This window comes from Bradyrhizobium sp. USDA 4541 (assembly GCF_024171085.1).
In the GTDB taxonomy this organism is placed as follows: domain Bacteria; phylum Pseudomonadota; class Alphaproteobacteria; order Rhizobiales; family Xanthobacteraceae; genus Bradyrhizobium; species Bradyrhizobium australafricanum.
In genome coordinates this window covers 5091445-5106835 of the sequence record NZ_JALJZF010000001.1, presented here as the reverse complement: position 1 = coordinate 5106835, position 15391 = coordinate 5091445, and the positions used below count along the sequence as shown (strand labels likewise).

Here is a 15391-nt window from a genome sequence, read left to right as displayed (position 1 = left end):
AAAGCGTAGCGCCTACGGCTTCCGCCCATTGCGCATTTCCATTTTGATCCGAATGATCGATGCCGTCGCGTGCTGGGCGGTGCAACAGGGCTCGGATCGAGCCTTTGGAGGCTACGGGGTGATGAACCCGCGGCGAATTGCGACTCCGGAGTTGTGCGGGACGGTCGTTCTCGCAGGTTGGCTCCTTGCCTGGCTTGCCGGCTCTGCCGGCATCGGGAACAGCGGCGCAGTGTCCATCGAGGACCTCGCACCATCTCTCGCCGCCAACGCCGAACTGGCTGATACGCGACAGGCCACGGCAGTCGACAACGTCAGCAAAGTGAATGCTGAAGCAGCGATGGCTGCAGAACCCCTAACGGGGCCGGCGTCCGACACGATGGCCCCGCCGCAGGCAGGCGTCATGGGTAACGCTGTCGCCAACGCCGATGCGGCGATGGCGGTTGAATCGGTGCCGGCGACGCCCCCTGATGCGACAGCAACCTCGAGCGAGCCGAAGTCAATCGTCGTGGCTGCCTTGCCGGATTCGTCGCAGACGCTGCCGGTCGAAACATCGCCGGTGCAAGCGGCGACGGCGAGCCCGCCTCCAGTGTCTGGTGACACCGAGGAGGCCGCGAGACCCCTGGATATTTTCGAGGAGTGCCTCGTCGTCGATGTCTGCATCGACCGGTACCTGTGGGCGCTCTACCAGCGGACGCCGAAGCAAGACACCATCAGCGTACAAGAGCAGCGGAAAGTGACCGTCAAGAAGAAGCGCAAGACGGTGACTGTCACCAGGACGTTCACCAGGCGCGTCGATAACGATTTCACGTGGAAGGATCCGAAGGCGGCGGAGCGAATGGGCATGCCGATGATCGACTACGTGATTGGAGGGGTGGATCGGAGCTTCAAACTCAAGCTGTTTCACGCGCTCTACGCGGCGGAGCAGGCCGGGTTGGCGCCTGGCATCACCAGCGCGTTCCGCGATGACTACCGTCAATCGATCGCGAGCGGCCTGAAGGCGGCGTCCGACAAGTCATACCATGGCGGGAGCTTCCGCGGCGGCTATGGCCACGGGCTTGCCGTCGATGTCGTGAGCGTCAGAGGCGCGACGCGGGCGGAGCGTTGGGTCTCCACCGAGGCCCTTTGGAAATGGATCGATGCGCGTGGACCGGATTTTGGAATCGGGCGACCGTATCTCGATCGAGATCCACCACATGTCGCGCCGATCGACGGCAAGGAATACGCCGCTCACCGCGGCGGGACGAAAGCTCAGCACGCGGAAGCGGATCGCAAGAAGCGCGACCGGGGCGCTGTGCGGGTCGTGGCAAAACGATCAAAGACCGCAAAGGCGTCGAAGGGGAGAACGATCTGATCGGGTTCAGCTGCGCCTTCCAACACGACGCGGGCAACAATGCCTAGCAATCCCATCATCGTGCAAAAATACGGAGGCGTCTGTCTCGAAACACCGGCAAGAATCCGCGCGGCCGCGAGCAGTGTCGCCGATTTGCATGGCCGTGGTCATCGTGTCGTGGCGATCGTTTCAGCGATGGGCAAGACCACCGATGAACTCGTCAGGATGGCCTATCAGGTCAGCCCGCACCCCAATCGCCGCGAACTCGATATGCTCTTGACCACCGGCGAGCGCATCAGCATGTCCTTGATGAGCATGGCGCTGTCTGATCTCGGCGTGCCGGCGATCAGCTTTACCGGCAGTCAGGCCGGTGTCATGACCGACGGGTCCCATTCCTCCGCACGCATTCTGGACGTGCGGCCCATTCGCGTGCGCGAAGAACTCGATCGTGGACGCATCGTGGTTTTGGCGGGCTTTCAGGGCGTGAACCCGCTGACCAAGGAAATCACGACGCTTGGCCGAGGTGGCAGCGATACCACCGCGGTCGCCATGGCTGCGGCGCTCAAGGCGGAGTGCTGCGAGATCATCAAGGAGGTCGACGGAGTTTGCTCGGCTGACCCGCGCATCGTCGCGGACGCAAAGCCCTTGCGTCAGCTGGATTTCGCATCCCTGTCCGAAATGTGCTTCTGGGGCGCCAAGGTCCTGCACTTTCGCAGCGTGGAGCTGGCCCACAGCCAAAACGTGCCTTTGGTCCTGAGAAAGTGGGGCGGCGCGCGACACAGCACGCAAGTGATGAAGGAGGTCGCAGACATGGAGAACGGAAAAGTCCTGGCCGTCAACTCGATGGCTCGCATCGAGCATGTGGAGATCGATTCGGCGGACCTCAATCAAGGCTTTGAGAAGTTCGCGCAGCATCTCCAGCAAAATGGCTTGCCTTGGCCGCAACTCCTCGCCTCGGCTTTCACCGCCGAAAAAACCCGCATCATGATGACTTGCGATTCTGAGACACTCGACGCGTTGCTGCGCACACTGGAACGGAGCAAAGACCTGCGCAAACAGCGCGAGACGCTGAGTTCGGTGAGCCTCACTTGCTTCGGCGGTATTTCCTCGGACCTGCCGTACAAGGCGGTTCAGATTCTGCAACGCCACGGAATCATCGCCGACAAGTATGTTTTGTCATCGCATTCGGTAAGCTTCTTTGTTCCGATGGAGAGCCGAGAGGCCGCGGTCATGGCTCTGCATTCGCTGATCTAGTTGAAATTTGGCAAGGGACGACATTGCCCGGCCTCGCCATCAATACCAGCCGCGCCGACTATCGCGTGGTGAAGGAGTTCCGGATGATGCGCTTCACCGGTGAGCGATGGCAGCCTTTCGGGCCGGTCGTCGCCGACTAGAGCCTTCCCCGTTCCGATTGAATCGGAACGGGGCTCTAGACTCTTGTTTTGACGTGTTTTCTTAACGCGAACCGGTACCGGCTTCGCTCCGGAGCGCTCGAGGCCGGATCATCGGATTGATCGACCGGCCTTCCCTGAGGAAATCCGAACCACTTATCAATGCCCGAGCCGCGCCTCCGTGCCGGCCAGCAGCCGCTGAATGTTGGCACGATGGCGCACGATCACGTAGATGCCGCCTGCGATCACCAGCAAGCGATAGGGCAACGGTTGCTCCAGGCCGCAGACGAGGACGATCGCCGTCAATGCCGCCAGCATCGAGCCGAGGGAGACAATCCGAAAGACAGCCACCACAGCGCCAAAGGCCGCCGCAGCGCCGAGGCCTACCGGCCAGGACATCGCCAGCAACACGCCGAGCCCGGTCGCAGCGGATTTGCCGCCGGTGAAATTCAGCCAGATCGAACGGCCGTGCCCTAGCAACACGGCAAGCCCGGCCAGGCAGACAGCCCAGGACACGCAGGTTTGCGGATCAAGCGCTGCCGGCGGCGTGACGGATGGCAAGGTGTACAACCAGGGATAAAACCAGCGGGCGAACAGGATTGCCGCTACGCCTTTCAGCACGTCGACAAGGAGCACCGCCAACGCGGGCCACTTCCCCAGGGTTCGCAATACGTTCGTTGCCCCGGTGGATTTGGAGCCATGCTGGCGGATATCGATGCCCCTCAGCAGCTTCCCCGCCAGATACCCCGTCGGCGTCGAACCGAGCAGATAGGCGATCGCCAGTCCAGCCACACCCGCGATCCAGAAGATCATGCCAGTCACCTCGATGCCCGCGGCGGCGATCAATCCTAACGCGGATGCCACCAGCGTCCGCCGATCACGACGCCTTCGGATGCGATCTTGCGATCGCCGGTCAGGTGCTCGCCGACCACATCGACATAGTCGAACGTCCCCTGCCGGACCAAGAGCAGCGTGGCGTCGCCGACGCTGCCCGGCTTGAGGCTGCCGAGCTCGGGCCGCCGCAATGCCATCGCGGCATTGACGGTGGACGCCGCGATCACGTCCGGCAGCGGCATCCCCATGCAGAGGAATTTCGACATCGTCGTCACCTGGTCGAATGCCGGGCCGTCGATGCAGAGCTGATGGATGTCGGAGGAGATGGTGTCGGGATAGAAGCCGTTGGCGAGCATCGCGCGCGCCGTCCTGAAGGCGAACGAGCCCTTGCCATGGCCGATGTCGAACAGCACGCCGCGCTCGCGCGCCTCCAGGACGACCTTCTTCACCGTGCCCTGCGCGGTCGCGGGCGTGTTGGGGAACGGACGGAACGCATGGGTCAGCACGTCGCCCGGACGCAGGCGCGCGAGCACCTCCTCATAGCTCGGCGGCGGATGGTCGATATGCGCCATCAGGGGCATGCCGACCTGCTCGGCAACTTCGAGCGCGATCTCGAGCGGCACCAGCCCCGAGGTGCCCGAGGCGAACAGGCCGACCCGCACCTTGATGCCGACGATCAGGTCGCGGTTCTCGTCGGCGACGCGCGCCGCATCGATTGGATTCATCAGCCGCAGCTCCTCGCTCTCGCCGACCATCACGCGATCCGAGAAGCCGAAGATGCCGGCGTGCGAGACGTGCAGATAGGCGAGGATACGGACCTGGCTCGGCTCGATCACATGCTTGCGGAAGCCGGCAAAGTTGCCGGGGCCGGCGCTGCCGGTGTCGACCGAGGTGGTGACGCCGGAGTTGCGGCAAAACTCCTCCGCATCGATGCCGAGCGAGGTGCCGCCCCAATAGACATGAGTGTGCAGGTCGATGATGCCCGGTGAGACGATCAGCCCCGAGACGTCGCGGACCTCGGTGGCGGGATCGGCTTGCAACTCACGGCCGAGCGCAGCGACCTTGCCCGCGGCAAAGCCGACATCGGTCACGGCATCGAGTTTCTGCGACGGGTCGATCACCCGTCCGCCGCGCAGGATCAAATCGAAAGGCATCGTGTTCTCCGGATTCGGTCCGGCACGATGGTCGACTTCGCCGGCGCCCGCAAGCCGCTCAACCGACTCGGGCCTGCTCAGAAACCGGCGCGGTCGCTGTCGCGCGATCCGCGCCCTCGTCGGCGACCATGTCCGATCCCTTGTCCGCTTCGTTGGCCGACGCGACGATGGCCGCAATGGCGGGATTATGCGCCGCCTCCGAGGCAGCAATGGTCTCGCGGGCCCAGCGGTACGAGGATTCGAAGATTTCCTGATGGCGGTCGAAATCGGTGACGTCGATGCCGTCGGGCGTCGGGGGACGCATCACCATGTCGAGCGGCGTGGTCGGCAGCGTATCATAGCGCTGATGCGCAACGAGGCTTCGCCACAGCACGTTGACGGCGCTCGGCGCGGCCGGAAGCAATTTCTTGCGGAACGGCGTCAGCAGCGACGCAAGCAGCTCAAGTCGCCCCGGCAGCGCGGCATAGTCGACGTCGAACATCTCGGTTGCCGGGTCGCCGAAATGGACCACCAGATTCGGTCCGCTCTTCATCTGGTGCATCTGCGCCAGCGGAACGTTGTCGACGAGGCATCCGTCGACCAGCATCGAGCCGTCCTTTGTATAGAACGGCGGCAGCAGACCGGGGATGGCGCTCGACGCCCGCACCGCGTGCCACAGCAGACCGGTGCGGATCAATTCGAGACTGTGCGTCGACAGATTGGTCGCGACCGCCGCGAACGGCCGCCAGCAGTCCTCGATCCGGCAATTGTGGCCGTACTGATCGGCGAGCGCGGCATCGAACGCCTTGTGGTCCAGCAAGGCGTAGCGCGGCCAGGTCGGGCGGCGGAAGCTGCGGCTGGAGACGAAGATCTCATGCGTGCCGCGCTCGAGATGCTCGGCGTCGTAGTTCTTGGCAAAGCCCGCCGCCATCGCCGAGCCGACGCTGGTGCCGACAAAGATGTCGAACATCGCGCCGCGCTCGCGAAACGCCTTGTAGACGCCGACATGCGCCGTGCCGAGGCTGCCGCCGCCGCCGGCGACAAATCCGACGGCGCGACCGCACAGGAAGCGAACCAGGCTGTCGATGTCGAGCTGGTCCTCGAGCGCGACGTGATGATGCATGAAGCAGGGCAGCCGCGCCAGCCACGCCGCGGTGCCGCTGACCTCGTGGCGCCTGACGTCATGAACCCGGACGAGGCGCCGCGTCGACGCCGGATGCACGGCGCAGGCGAAGCGTTCGATCTCGGTCAGATCGGGCGTCGGCGCATGGCCACGGCAGGCGAGCACGACAAGGTCGGCCTGGCGGATGGTTTTCCGCGCCCACTCCGATGCGTCGGGACCACCGAAATAGGCCACCAGCGGTGCGTCGTACTCGATCCTGTTGAGCCAGTCGGCGACCTCGGATGCGTCGAGCGCGCGGCCGGGAAACATCGCCTGGACCCGCGCGAGGTCGACGATTTCGGCACCCGCAGCGGCAAGGCCTTCGCGCAGCCTGCGCTCAAAGGCGGCAGGCACCGGTTCCCGTCCGCCCGGGATCAGCGCGACCGTGCGCGCCTTCGGCGACGCCCGGAGCGGCAACAGGCGCGCGGTCTCGGTGGCAAACCGCCGCGCGAGCGCAGCCAGCAGCGCCTCGACGATCTCGGGCGTTTCCCGCGCCAGCGTCGTATAGGCGGCGCGCGTCAACACCAGCACGCTGGTGTCGCGGATCGCAATCACATTGGCGGTGCGCGGGATGTTGGCAAAGAACCCGATCTCGCCGACCAGCTCGCCGGCGCGAAGTTCCGCGATCGGCTCGGGATGACTGGTCCGGTACACCGCGAGCGCGCCATGCAGCACCAGGAACAGCGCGTCGGAGGCGCCGCCCTGCTCGACCAGCAGCTCGCCGCGCACAAGGTCGCGCCGGGTCATTGCGCCAAAGGCGATCAGCCGTTGCTCCGCGCTGAGGGTTCTGAACAGCGCGAAGTCCTCGGATACATTTCCCCACGCAAACGTCGCGCTCGGCGGCACACGGTTCGAATGCATGATCCGATGTTAGCGCCGGGCCATCGTCCCGGCGAGCGATATCAGGGCCCAAACGGCCGCACCCTGAACACAAATCCTTGGGAGCACTGCAGCAGGATTTGCAGCATCCGCGATCTGCTTCACCCGACCAATTCCGGCCACGGCACGATGGTCGACTTCACCGTCTTCATCGCCATTGCGTCGGCAACCGCGCGGGCGACGCCGTCCTCGGTGAACGGATAGATCGTCTGCATGTCGAGCCAGGGATATTTGTTGCGCGTGCGGTAGAGCATGTCGACGCCGAGCGGCAGGTCGTTGCCGGTAAAGCCCCAGGAGCCGAGCACGTTGAGATCCTTGGTGCAGATGCGGTGCCACGAGGTGTTGATCGAGCCGGCATCGGTGAACTGCCCCATCTCGACATAGGTGCCGCCGTCGCGCAGCATCTCGATGCCCTCGGGGCCGGCGGTCGGGTGGCCCGAGCAGTCCATGACGAGGTCGGCGCCGAAACCGCCGACGATATCACGCACCGCCTTGATGCGCTGCTCCGGCGTCTTGAGCTGCTCGATATCGACGGTCGCCTCGGCGCCGAACTTGCGCGCCAGCGCAAGGCGCGGCGCCTCCGGCGCGCCGACGCAGATCACGCGCCCCGCGCCCATTTCCTGCGCGGCGGCGACCGCGAGGATGCCGATCGGCCCGGAGCCCTGGATCACCACGGTGTCGCCCCAGCTGAAGCCGCCGGCGCGGGTGGCGCGGTTGAAGGCGCGGATGCAGGAGGTCAGAGGCTCGGAGAGCGCGCCGAGCCGCAGCGACATGTCGTCGGGCAATTTGTAGATCTTGGTGCCGGGCAGCATGTCGAGATCGACATAGACATATTCAGCCCAGCCGCCCCACATGTGCGGCGCCTTGTCGAAACCGAGATAGCGGCCGTAATAGACCGGCGTCAGGCATTTGTTGGCGCTCTCGGGATAATGGATGCAGTAGTAGCAGCGGCCGCACGGCATCAAGGGCGGGATCATCACCTTCGATCCCACCTGCAGCGGCTTGCTCATGAAATCCTCGGTGAACTCCGCGCCGCATTCCACGATCACGCCGCCGAGCTCATGGCCGAGCGTGAACGGCCACGGCAACGGCTTCGGCCAATGTCCCTTCAGGATGTGCAGATCGGTTCCGCAAACGCCACAGGCACCCACCTTGATCAAGGCCGCCTTTTTGCCGATTTCCGGCCATGGCACTGTCCGGATTACCGGCTTGGCTCCAGGTCCATCATGCGTGCAGACGCGGATCTGCTCCATCGGTTCGCTCTCCCTGTCCTTGTCGTTGGGCCGGGTTCGGCCGAGCCGACTTTAAGTCAGGACGATTGGGATGTCATGAAGGCCTGTCATGAAGGTCTTGATGACAGACCTTGGCGGAACGAGGCGCTTCTCGTCCTGGCGGAGTATTTTCCGCAAGGAGGCATCGATTGTGAAAGCAGCCGAGGGCGAATTGGCTGGTAGCATTGCGGGGAATGACACCATGAATCCTGGTATCGAAGGTATCGTCGGCATGTACGTCAAGTTGGGCGAACTGGACACGCTGCAACGGATGAAGGAGCATCGACAGGGCTTGCTGGACCAATGCGTCGATACGGCGAATTTCAGCTTCGATGTGACGAGATCGATCTACAGGAGCGACCTCGAGGTGATCGAGGCCGGCATCGAGAGTCTGTATGGCGAGATCACCGGCCATGTCGACGTCGTCAACGAAAAAAGGATTTCTGGCTGGGCGCTGTACAACCAACACCCCGACAAGAGGGTCGCGATCGATATCTACTTCAACGGCAATCTCGTTGGCGAAGTCGTCGCCGATCAGTTCCGCAACGATCTTCTCAAGCTCAACAAGGGCGATGGACACCATGCCTTCGTCTTCGTGCCGCCAAGCGAATCCTATCAGCCGCCGCTGCAGATTGAGGTCCGCGCGGCGAAACGAAAGATGCTGAAAGCCGTGGCTGTTGAACCACCAGCGGTGGCAGTCGAACCGGAAACGGCTGTCGAACCGGAAATGGACGCCGAGGCCAAATAACCTCACCGCGCCGCTTCCGCACACCCCGTATCCGCCGGGCGCCGTCACCTAGGTGAATCCGCCGCAGACGCCAATATGGGCTGCGACATGACGGACGTGCGCGGCCGATTGACAGCGACGATCGCTTCACCGCAACCTGCGATGCAACCTCAGGTGACGGGATGAAGCCGCAACCCGGCTCGGAGCGAATCTCCGTGGACGCCAGCACCGATCCGCTGGACGGGCGCGTGCGATGGGCGCCGGCGAAGTCGCTGTGGCTTGGCGGCATGACCGCGGTCGCGATCGTCCTCGGGCCGCTGCTGTTCACGTGGAGCGCGTTCGCATTATTCATCGTCACCAGCGCGATCACGCTGTGCTTCGGGCATTCGGTCGGCATGCACCGCCGCCTGATCCATGCGAGCTTCGACTGTCCGCTGTGGCTGGAGCGGCTCTGCGTCTATCTCGGCACGCTGGTCGGGATGGCCGGCCCCTACGGCATGGTGCGGCTGCACGATTTCCGCGACTGGGCGCAGCGCCAGACGGCGTGTCACGACTACTCCTGCCACCGCGCCGGTTTCTGGCGCGACGCGTGGTGGCAACTGCACTGCACGCTGGTGCTGAAACACCCGCCCGAATTCCGGCTCGAACGGCGGCTCGCCGATGACCCCTTCTACGCCTTCGTCGAGCGAACCTGGATGTGGCAGCAATTGCCCTGGGCGATCCTGTTCCTCGCGATCGGCTCGTGGAGCTGGCTGGTCTGGGGCATCTGCGTCCGCGTCGCCGTCTGCGTCAACCGGTCACTGGCTGATCGGTCATTACTCGCATCGCAAGGGCGGACAGACCTGGATCATCGAAGGCGTCGCGGCCCAGGGCTACAATGTCGGCATCGCGGGCCTGATCAGCATGGGCGAAAGCTGGCACAACAATCACCACGCCTATCCCGGCTCCGCGAAGCTCGGGCTGCTGCCGGGTCAGATCGACCTCGGCTGGTGGTTGATCAAGGCATTCGAAGCCGCAGGACTCGCGAGCAACATCAAGACGCCGGACGATCTTGCGCCCCGCCCGGGCGCGCGCCGCGTCGACGAACCAGGCAACGCCGATACAGTCGCGCCGCGACATCGCGGCCGCGCATTGTTCCAGTAATCCGCAGCCGCGCATCTTCCGTTGCGGATCGAACGCCACGCAGCTATATACGCCGCGTCGGAAAAGGCAGACTTGGTTTGGTAAGCCCAAGTCCTTTCGAGAACGAAAGTCCTTTCGGAAACGAAGTCCTTTCGAAAGCGAAAGCTCTGGTCTCCTGCCTCGTGCATGAGATCCCCACGACGAACACCGGACGCAGTCCAGGCGCCCAATGTTCGTCCAACCCGACGAACCGCTCCGGTCGAACACCGACAAAGGAGCAGTTCATGCACGCCAGCCGCCCCCTTCCCCATGATGTCGTGATTTCCGGTGCCGGCCCCGTCGGCTTGATGCTCGCCTGCGAGCTGCGGCTCGCCGGGTGCTCGGTCCTGGTGCTGGAGCAGGCCGCCGACCCGCATTCGCCGCTGAAGCGGCTGCCCTTCGGTATGCGCGGCCTTTCGGCGCCCAGCATCGAGGCGTTCTATCGTCGCGGGATGCTGGATGACATCGCGGCACGACAGCACGCAAGAGATGGCTCGGGCAGCAGCGCATCGAATGGCGCGCATTGGATGCAACGGCCACGCCCGGCCGGCCATTTTGCCGGCATCCAGTTCTTTCACGATGATCTCGACACGTCGAAATGGCCGTTTCGTCTGCCGAGCCCGGCAGGCACCAGCATGGCGGTCGAGATGGAGGCGCTCGAATCCGCCCTCGCCGCGCGCGCAACCGCGATGGGGGTTGAGATCAGGCGCGGCCTGAGTGTCGATGCGTTCGATCAGTCGGACGACGGCGTCACCGTTCGCGCCGGTGCCGAGACGTTCCATGCGCCATGGCTGGTCGGCTGTGACGGCGGCCGCAGCATGGTGCGCAAGGCCGGCGGCTTTGAATTCGTCGGCACCGATCCCGAGTTCACCGGCTATTCGGTCGAGGTCGATATATCAGATCCGGACAAGCTCCGCACCGGCCGTCACTACACGCCGACGGGCATGTATACCTACGCACGGCCCGGCACGATCGCGATGGTGGAGTTCGACGGCGGCGCCTTCCACCGAACCCGGCCGATCACGCGCGAGCACGTGCAGGCGGTGCTGCGCCGCGTCTCCGGCACAGACATCACGTTGACGGCGGTCCGGCTTGCCACCACCTGGACCGATCGCGCCTGTCAGGCGACGGATTACCGCAAGGGCCGCGTGCTGCTCGCGGGCGATGCCGCGCATATTCATTCTCCGCTCGGCGGCCAAGGGCTCAATCTCGGGCTTGGCGATGCGATGAACCTAGGCTGGAAGCTCGCGGCCACGATCCGCGGCGACACACCGGTGGACCTGCTCGACAGCTACTCGCGTGAGCGGCATCCGGTGGGCGCGCAGGTGCTGGACTGGTCGCGCGCCCAGGTCGCGCTGATGCGGCCAAGCCGAAGTTCGCGCGCGCTCGAAGCCATCATCCGCGACCTGATCGCGACATCAGACGGCGCGACCTACTTTGCCGAGCGCGTGTGGGGCGTTACGCTGCGCTACGATCTTGGCAGCAACCATCCGCTGGCGGGCCGCAGCGCGCCCGACTTCGAGCTCGCCTGCGCCATGGAGCTCGGCGAGCTGCTCAGAGATGGTCGCGGCCTGCTGCTGGACTTTGATCGGCGCGCGCCCCTGCAAACGCTTGCCGATCGCTGGCATGGGCGGATCGGCTATGTCGCATGCGAGGTCGGCGATCGGCTGGGCCTTAATGCCGTGCTCGTACGCCCCGACGGCTTCGTCGCATGGGCCGCCGACACCGCCCCCCACCTCGATGAAGCCGCTCAGGTCATGTCGCGGTGGTTCGGCGAACCTGATGCGCGGCCCTGCCCCTTCCACTCACACTTCTCTTGCACCGTGTGCGGGTTCCCCGCCTCAACCGTAACGCCCCGTTAACCCTATCAGCCTTAGGGTCGTCGGGGCTCCGAATGGACGGTGGCCGGGTTTGTCGTGATGTCGTTTGCACAGAAGAAAACTACCGTCGTCCCCGTAGCCGAGGAGCGGCGGCGCTTCCAGCGCGTCAAGGTGCACCTGCTCGGCCGCTACATGCTGCCCGACCGGCGCGAGTTTCCCTGCCAGATTATCAACATGTCGCCGGGCGGCCTCGCTTTGCTGGCGCCGGGCATCGGCAATGTCGGCGACCGTGTGATCGCCTATCTCGACCATATCGGCCGGGTCGAGGGACGCATCACCCGCATCATCGACAACGGCTTTGCGATGACGATCGGCGCCACCGCGCGCAAGCGCGACAAGCTCGCCGCACAGCTGACCTGGCTCGCCAACCGCGACATCCTCAATCTGCCCGAGGATCGCCGCCACGACCGTATCGTGCCGCGCAACCCGATCGCCCTGCTGACCCAGGAAGACGGCACGCGGATGACCTGCCGCATCATCGACCTTTCCTTGTCCGGTGCTGCGATTGCCGCCGAGAACCGCCCGCCGCTGAAATCGCTCGTGATGCTCGGGCGGGTACAGTCCCGCGTGGTGCGAAATCTCGAGGAAGGCTTCGCGCTCGAGTTCGTCCACGAGCAATCGGCGGAAACGCTCGAAGAGAGCGTTACCGCGAGGTAAAGCGAAAACCGCTCAAGACCCCTTTTTTGGCCCGCGAAGGCGGCCACCGGTGCACCGGTGGCCGCCTTCGGCGCGTTTGGCCCGGTGAAAATCGGCGGTTAACGGCCGCAGCGTTTGGCGCAACAAACCGCGCTGGCGCAGCGCGCGCGGCGTTAATGCATAAAATTTGAATCAATTGCAGTTGTTTCAAATTTTACGCGAATTCGATTCAAGTACAGTTCGAATTCGCCGCAGCTTTTACCAGTATTCGCGTCAAATCTACTTTGCGTACTTAGCGGCGGCGCAAAAGCTTTGTGCGAAACGTGGTCCCAACAAGAAGAACGGGGGCCACGATGTTTGGGTTCAGGGGACAGGGGAAAGGTTTGGCGGTTGCCGCCATCCTGTTTGCGACGTGCGTGTCGGCCAAGGCCGGCGACGTGGTCTACGCCAGCCTGGGTGACGTTGCGCGTTCGCCGATCGGCTGGGTCGAATTCTGTGCCGACAATCCGGGCGAATGCCGCGGCGGCGCGACGCAACCACGCGACATCGTGTTGTCGCAGACCGCTTGGCGGGACCTCGTACGGGTCAACAAGTGGGTCAACGAATCCATCAAGCCGATGACCGACATGGATCATTGGGGCGTGATCGAGAAATGGTCGTTGCCATCAGACGGTTACGGCGACTGCGAGGACTACGTGCTCCTGAAGCGCAAGATGCTGATGGACGCCGGCTGGCCCCGCGAGGCGCTGTTGATCACGGTGGTCCGCGACAAGAAGGGCGAAGGCCACGCAGTGCTGACGGTGAAGACCGACAAGGGCGAGTTCGTGCTCGATAACCAGAACGAGAACATCGTCGCCTGGACCGACACTGGCTACCGCTTCGTCAAGCGGCAGTCGCAGGGCGATCCCAATGTGTGGGTCTCGCTCGGTGACAACCGCCCGGCAGTTGCAACGGCAAGCTCGCGCTGAGCAGAACAGGAAATTTCGAGTTCGCGATCCGGTCACATCCCCACCCCTCCCCGTCCCAGACCGGTTCGCGCGCGGCCACCCTTCCCCCAAAGGGTGGCCGCACCTTTTTGAGCGGCGTCGATCGACGCCTAGTGTGCTGAATGCGAAGTTCGTGCGATTTCGCGGCAGCCACTTTCACGAACTTCGCATTCACAAAGCACACTAGAATCGTAAGTTTGCTAGTGTCCTTCGAATCCGAAGTTCGCGCCGAAGGTGCGGCAAATGATGCGAACTTCGGATTCGGGACACTAGAAGAACCGCTCGAGAAACGCCGCGGTCTCGTCTGAGATGCCGACGATCTTGTTGGTGGCCTGGCGATAGAATTTGAAATTCAGCTCGGTCTCGGGCCGGCCGTCGCCCCAATCCTTGAAGCGCCTGAGTTGGTCGCGCCCGAGCAGCCGCGCCGCGGATGCGGTGCGTCTGACCGTGATGCTGACGCGCGGCGTCTGCCTGATGACGCCGACCTTGCGCGGTGTCGCGTCGGCCGACGCGACGATCGCGCGGGCGATCAGACCGTTGCCGCCCTCGTTCTCGCTCGCGAACACGAACACGATGTCATCGGCCGCGATGTGCTTGCCGCCATACATGGTCTTCTGCGCGGTGAAGGTGAACACCTTCGCCCGCGGATTTCGGATCTCGGTCTTGATCGCAAACGCCATCGCCTTCCTTCACCGGCTCGCTTTGCCATCCGCGTCGGCGGCTTGACATCCTAGCATCGGCGCGATTGAATTGAATTCAATTCAGCGAAGGGGCCCACGATGGACGCGGCGAGCCTCGGGACACGGGAACGATTGCTCTGGGCAGCGCAGACCGAGCTCATCGAGGGCCATGGGCACCTCGAGATGCAGGCCGTCGCAAGGCGGGCGCAGGTCTCGGTCGGGCTCGCCTACCATCACTTCGGATCGAAGGCCGGCCTGATCGCCGCCGTGGTCGAAGGCTTCTATGAACAACTTGATGCGGCGGCGTTCGGCGGTGCCAAGCTGTCCGCCACGGACTGGGCGGACCGGGAGAAGGCGCGGATCGGCGCCTATGTCGCCTTTCACTACGATCACCCGTTTGCACCCCTCGTGATCGGACCGCTCAGCCGCGCGCCCGAGGTGCTCGATGTCGAGACCGCCTTCACCGGCCGGCAGCTTGCAGCCGGCACCCGCATGCTCGAGATGGCCCAGCGCGACGGGATCGTGCCCGGCGGCATCGACCCTCACCTCACCATCGCGCTGATGATCGGCGGCATCCGCCAGGCGCTGATCGGCGCACTCACGAGCGAAAGACGGCCGGATCCGGCAAGGCTGACCGGCGACATCTGGGCCTTCATGGCCGCCGCGCTGGGCTTGCCTGCCAAACCCCTGTCCGCGCGGCCAAGAGCCACGCGGCGCAGCCGCAGCTAAGCTTCAGCCAGAACCCGAACATCGGTGGCCATCTTGTTCAATCCGCACGATTTTCACGCACCGCAATCGTCCTACAGCAAGCCGGATCTGCTGCGCTCGAGCGAAGGCGGCTATTTCGGCCCGGGCAATGCGCAGCTGCCGGCACCGCCGATGCTGATGATGGACCGCATTACCGAGATCAGCCTGGACGGCGGCGCGTTCGGCAAGGGCCACGTCGTCGGCGAACTCGAGATTGCGCCGGACCACTGGTTCTTCGCCTGTCACTTTGCCGCCGACCCCGTGATGCCCGGATGCCTCGGCCTCGACGCCATGTGGCAGATCATCGGCTTCTGGCTCGGCTGGTCGGGCTCGCCCGGCAAGGGCCGCGCGCTCGGGGTCGGCGAGGTCAAGTTCAGGGGGCACATCACGCCGGATGTCAGGCTGGTGCGCTATGAGGTCGACATACGCCAGGCCAGGCGCGGCCGGCTGGTGCTGGGCATCGCCGACGGCCGGGTGCTCGCAGACGGCGCTTGCGTCTATCTGGCAAAGGACATGCGGGTCGGCCTGATCGCTCCCAGAGGCTGAATTCGGGGAGGTTGAGTTCGGGTCGGCC

General features: G+C 64.4%; 13 protein-coding genes. 8 read left to right on the top strand and 5 right to left on the bottom strand.

Annotation, left to right across the window (positions count from 1 at the left end):
• Positions 1 to 52 precede the first annotated feature (52 nt).
• On the top strand, positions 53 to 1351 hold the full coding sequence (locus tag J2R80_RS24065) for a peptidase M15 (protein ID WP_244558926.1): 1299 nt from the start codon (positions 53 to 55) through the stop codon (positions 1349 to 1351).
• A gap of 39 nt (positions 1352 to 1390) precedes the next feature.
• The gene (locus J2R80_RS24060; protein WP_076831683.1) at positions 1391 to 2584 is read left to right on the top strand and encodes an aspartate kinase; all 1194 of its coding nucleotides are present in this window, start codon (positions 1391 to 1393) and stop codon (positions 2582 to 2584) included.
• Between the two features lie 296 nt (positions 2585 to 2880).
• On the opposite strand, the gene plsY is transcribed toward J2R80_RS24060, so the two are convergent.
• The 4 genes from plsY to J2R80_RS24040 all read right to left on the bottom strand — a co-directional run bounded on the left by plsY (position 2881) and on the right by J2R80_RS24040 (position 7982).
• Complete coding sequence (gene plsY / locus J2R80_RS24055; protein WP_076830239.1) at positions 2881 to 3534, bottom strand: glycerol-3-phosphate 1-O-acyltransferase PlsY; 654 nt, start codon at positions 3532 to 3534, stop codon at positions 2881 to 2883.
• Between the two features lie 35 nt (positions 3535 to 3569).
• Positions 3570 to 4709 (bottom strand): amidohydrolase/deacetylase family metallohydrolase, encoded by a 1140-nt coding sequence (locus J2R80_RS24050; RefSeq protein WP_076830122.1) that lies wholly within the window; start codon positions 4707 to 4709, stop codon positions 3570 to 3572.
• A 58-nt stretch (positions 4710 to 4767) separates the two neighbouring features.
• Entirely contained in the window at positions 4768 to 6711 is a 1944-nt protein-coding gene (locus J2R80_RS24045; RefSeq protein WP_253639512.1) for a patatin-like phospholipase family protein, read from the bottom strand.
• A gap of 119 nt (positions 6712 to 6830) precedes the next feature.
• Entirely contained in the window at positions 6831 to 7982 is a 1152-nt protein-coding gene (locus tag J2R80_RS24040; RefSeq protein WP_225160268.1) for a zinc-binding dehydrogenase, read from the bottom strand.
• Between the two features lie 88 nt (positions 7983 to 8070).
• Here J2R80_RS24040 and J2R80_RS24035 point away from each other — a divergent pair, with 88 nt between their 5' ends.
• From J2R80_RS24035 to J2R80_RS24020, 4 genes are all read left to right on the top strand, one after another.
• Positions 8071 to 8748 (top strand): hypothetical protein, encoded by a 678-nt coding sequence (locus J2R80_RS24035; protein WP_143271051.1) that lies wholly within the window; start codon positions 8071 to 8073, stop codon positions 8746 to 8748.
• Positions 8749 to 10133: 1385 nt separating this feature from the next.
• Positions 10134 to 11750, top strand: a complete 1617-nt coding sequence (locus J2R80_RS24030; RefSeq protein WP_253641026.1) for an FAD-dependent monooxygenase — start codon at positions 10134 to 10136, stop codon at positions 11748 to 11750.
• A gap of 57 nt (positions 11751 to 11807) precedes the next feature.
• Positions 11808 to 12425, top strand: a complete 618-nt coding sequence (locus tag J2R80_RS24025; protein ID WP_028342942.1) for a PilZ domain-containing protein — start codon at positions 11808 to 11810, stop codon at positions 12423 to 12425.
• Positions 12426 to 12757: 332 nt separating this feature from the next.
• Positions 12758 to 13372 carry a transglutaminase-like cysteine peptidase gene (locus tag J2R80_RS24020; protein WP_253639511.1) on the top strand — a complete coding sequence of 205 codons (615 nt, stop codon included), beginning with the start codon at positions 12758 to 12760 and terminating at the stop codon, positions 13370 to 13372.
• Between the two features lie 287 nt (positions 13373 to 13659).
• Here J2R80_RS24020 and J2R80_RS24015 read toward each other — a convergent pair whose 3' ends face one another.
• Positions 13660 to 14070, bottom strand: a complete 411-nt coding sequence (locus J2R80_RS24015; protein WP_253639510.1) for a hypothetical protein — start codon at positions 14068 to 14070, stop codon at positions 13660 to 13662.
• A 99-nt stretch (positions 14071 to 14169) separates the two neighbouring features.
• Between J2R80_RS24015 and J2R80_RS24010 the strand changes: the two genes are divergently transcribed.
• Together J2R80_RS24010 and fabA are read left to right on the top strand one after the other, a co-directional pair.
• Positions 14170 to 14799, top strand: coding sequence for a TetR/AcrR family transcriptional regulator (locus J2R80_RS24010; RefSeq protein ID WP_253639509.1), 630 nt, complete (start codon positions 14170 to 14172; stop codon positions 14797 to 14799).
• A 33-nt stretch (positions 14800 to 14832) separates the two neighbouring features.
• Entirely contained in the window at positions 14833 to 15363 is a 531-nt protein-coding gene (gene fabA / locus J2R80_RS24005) for a bifunctional 3-hydroxydecanoyl-ACP dehydratase/trans-2-decenoyl-ACP isomerase (protein WP_253641025.1), read from the top strand.
• Positions 15364 to 15391: the final 28 nt, after the last annotated feature.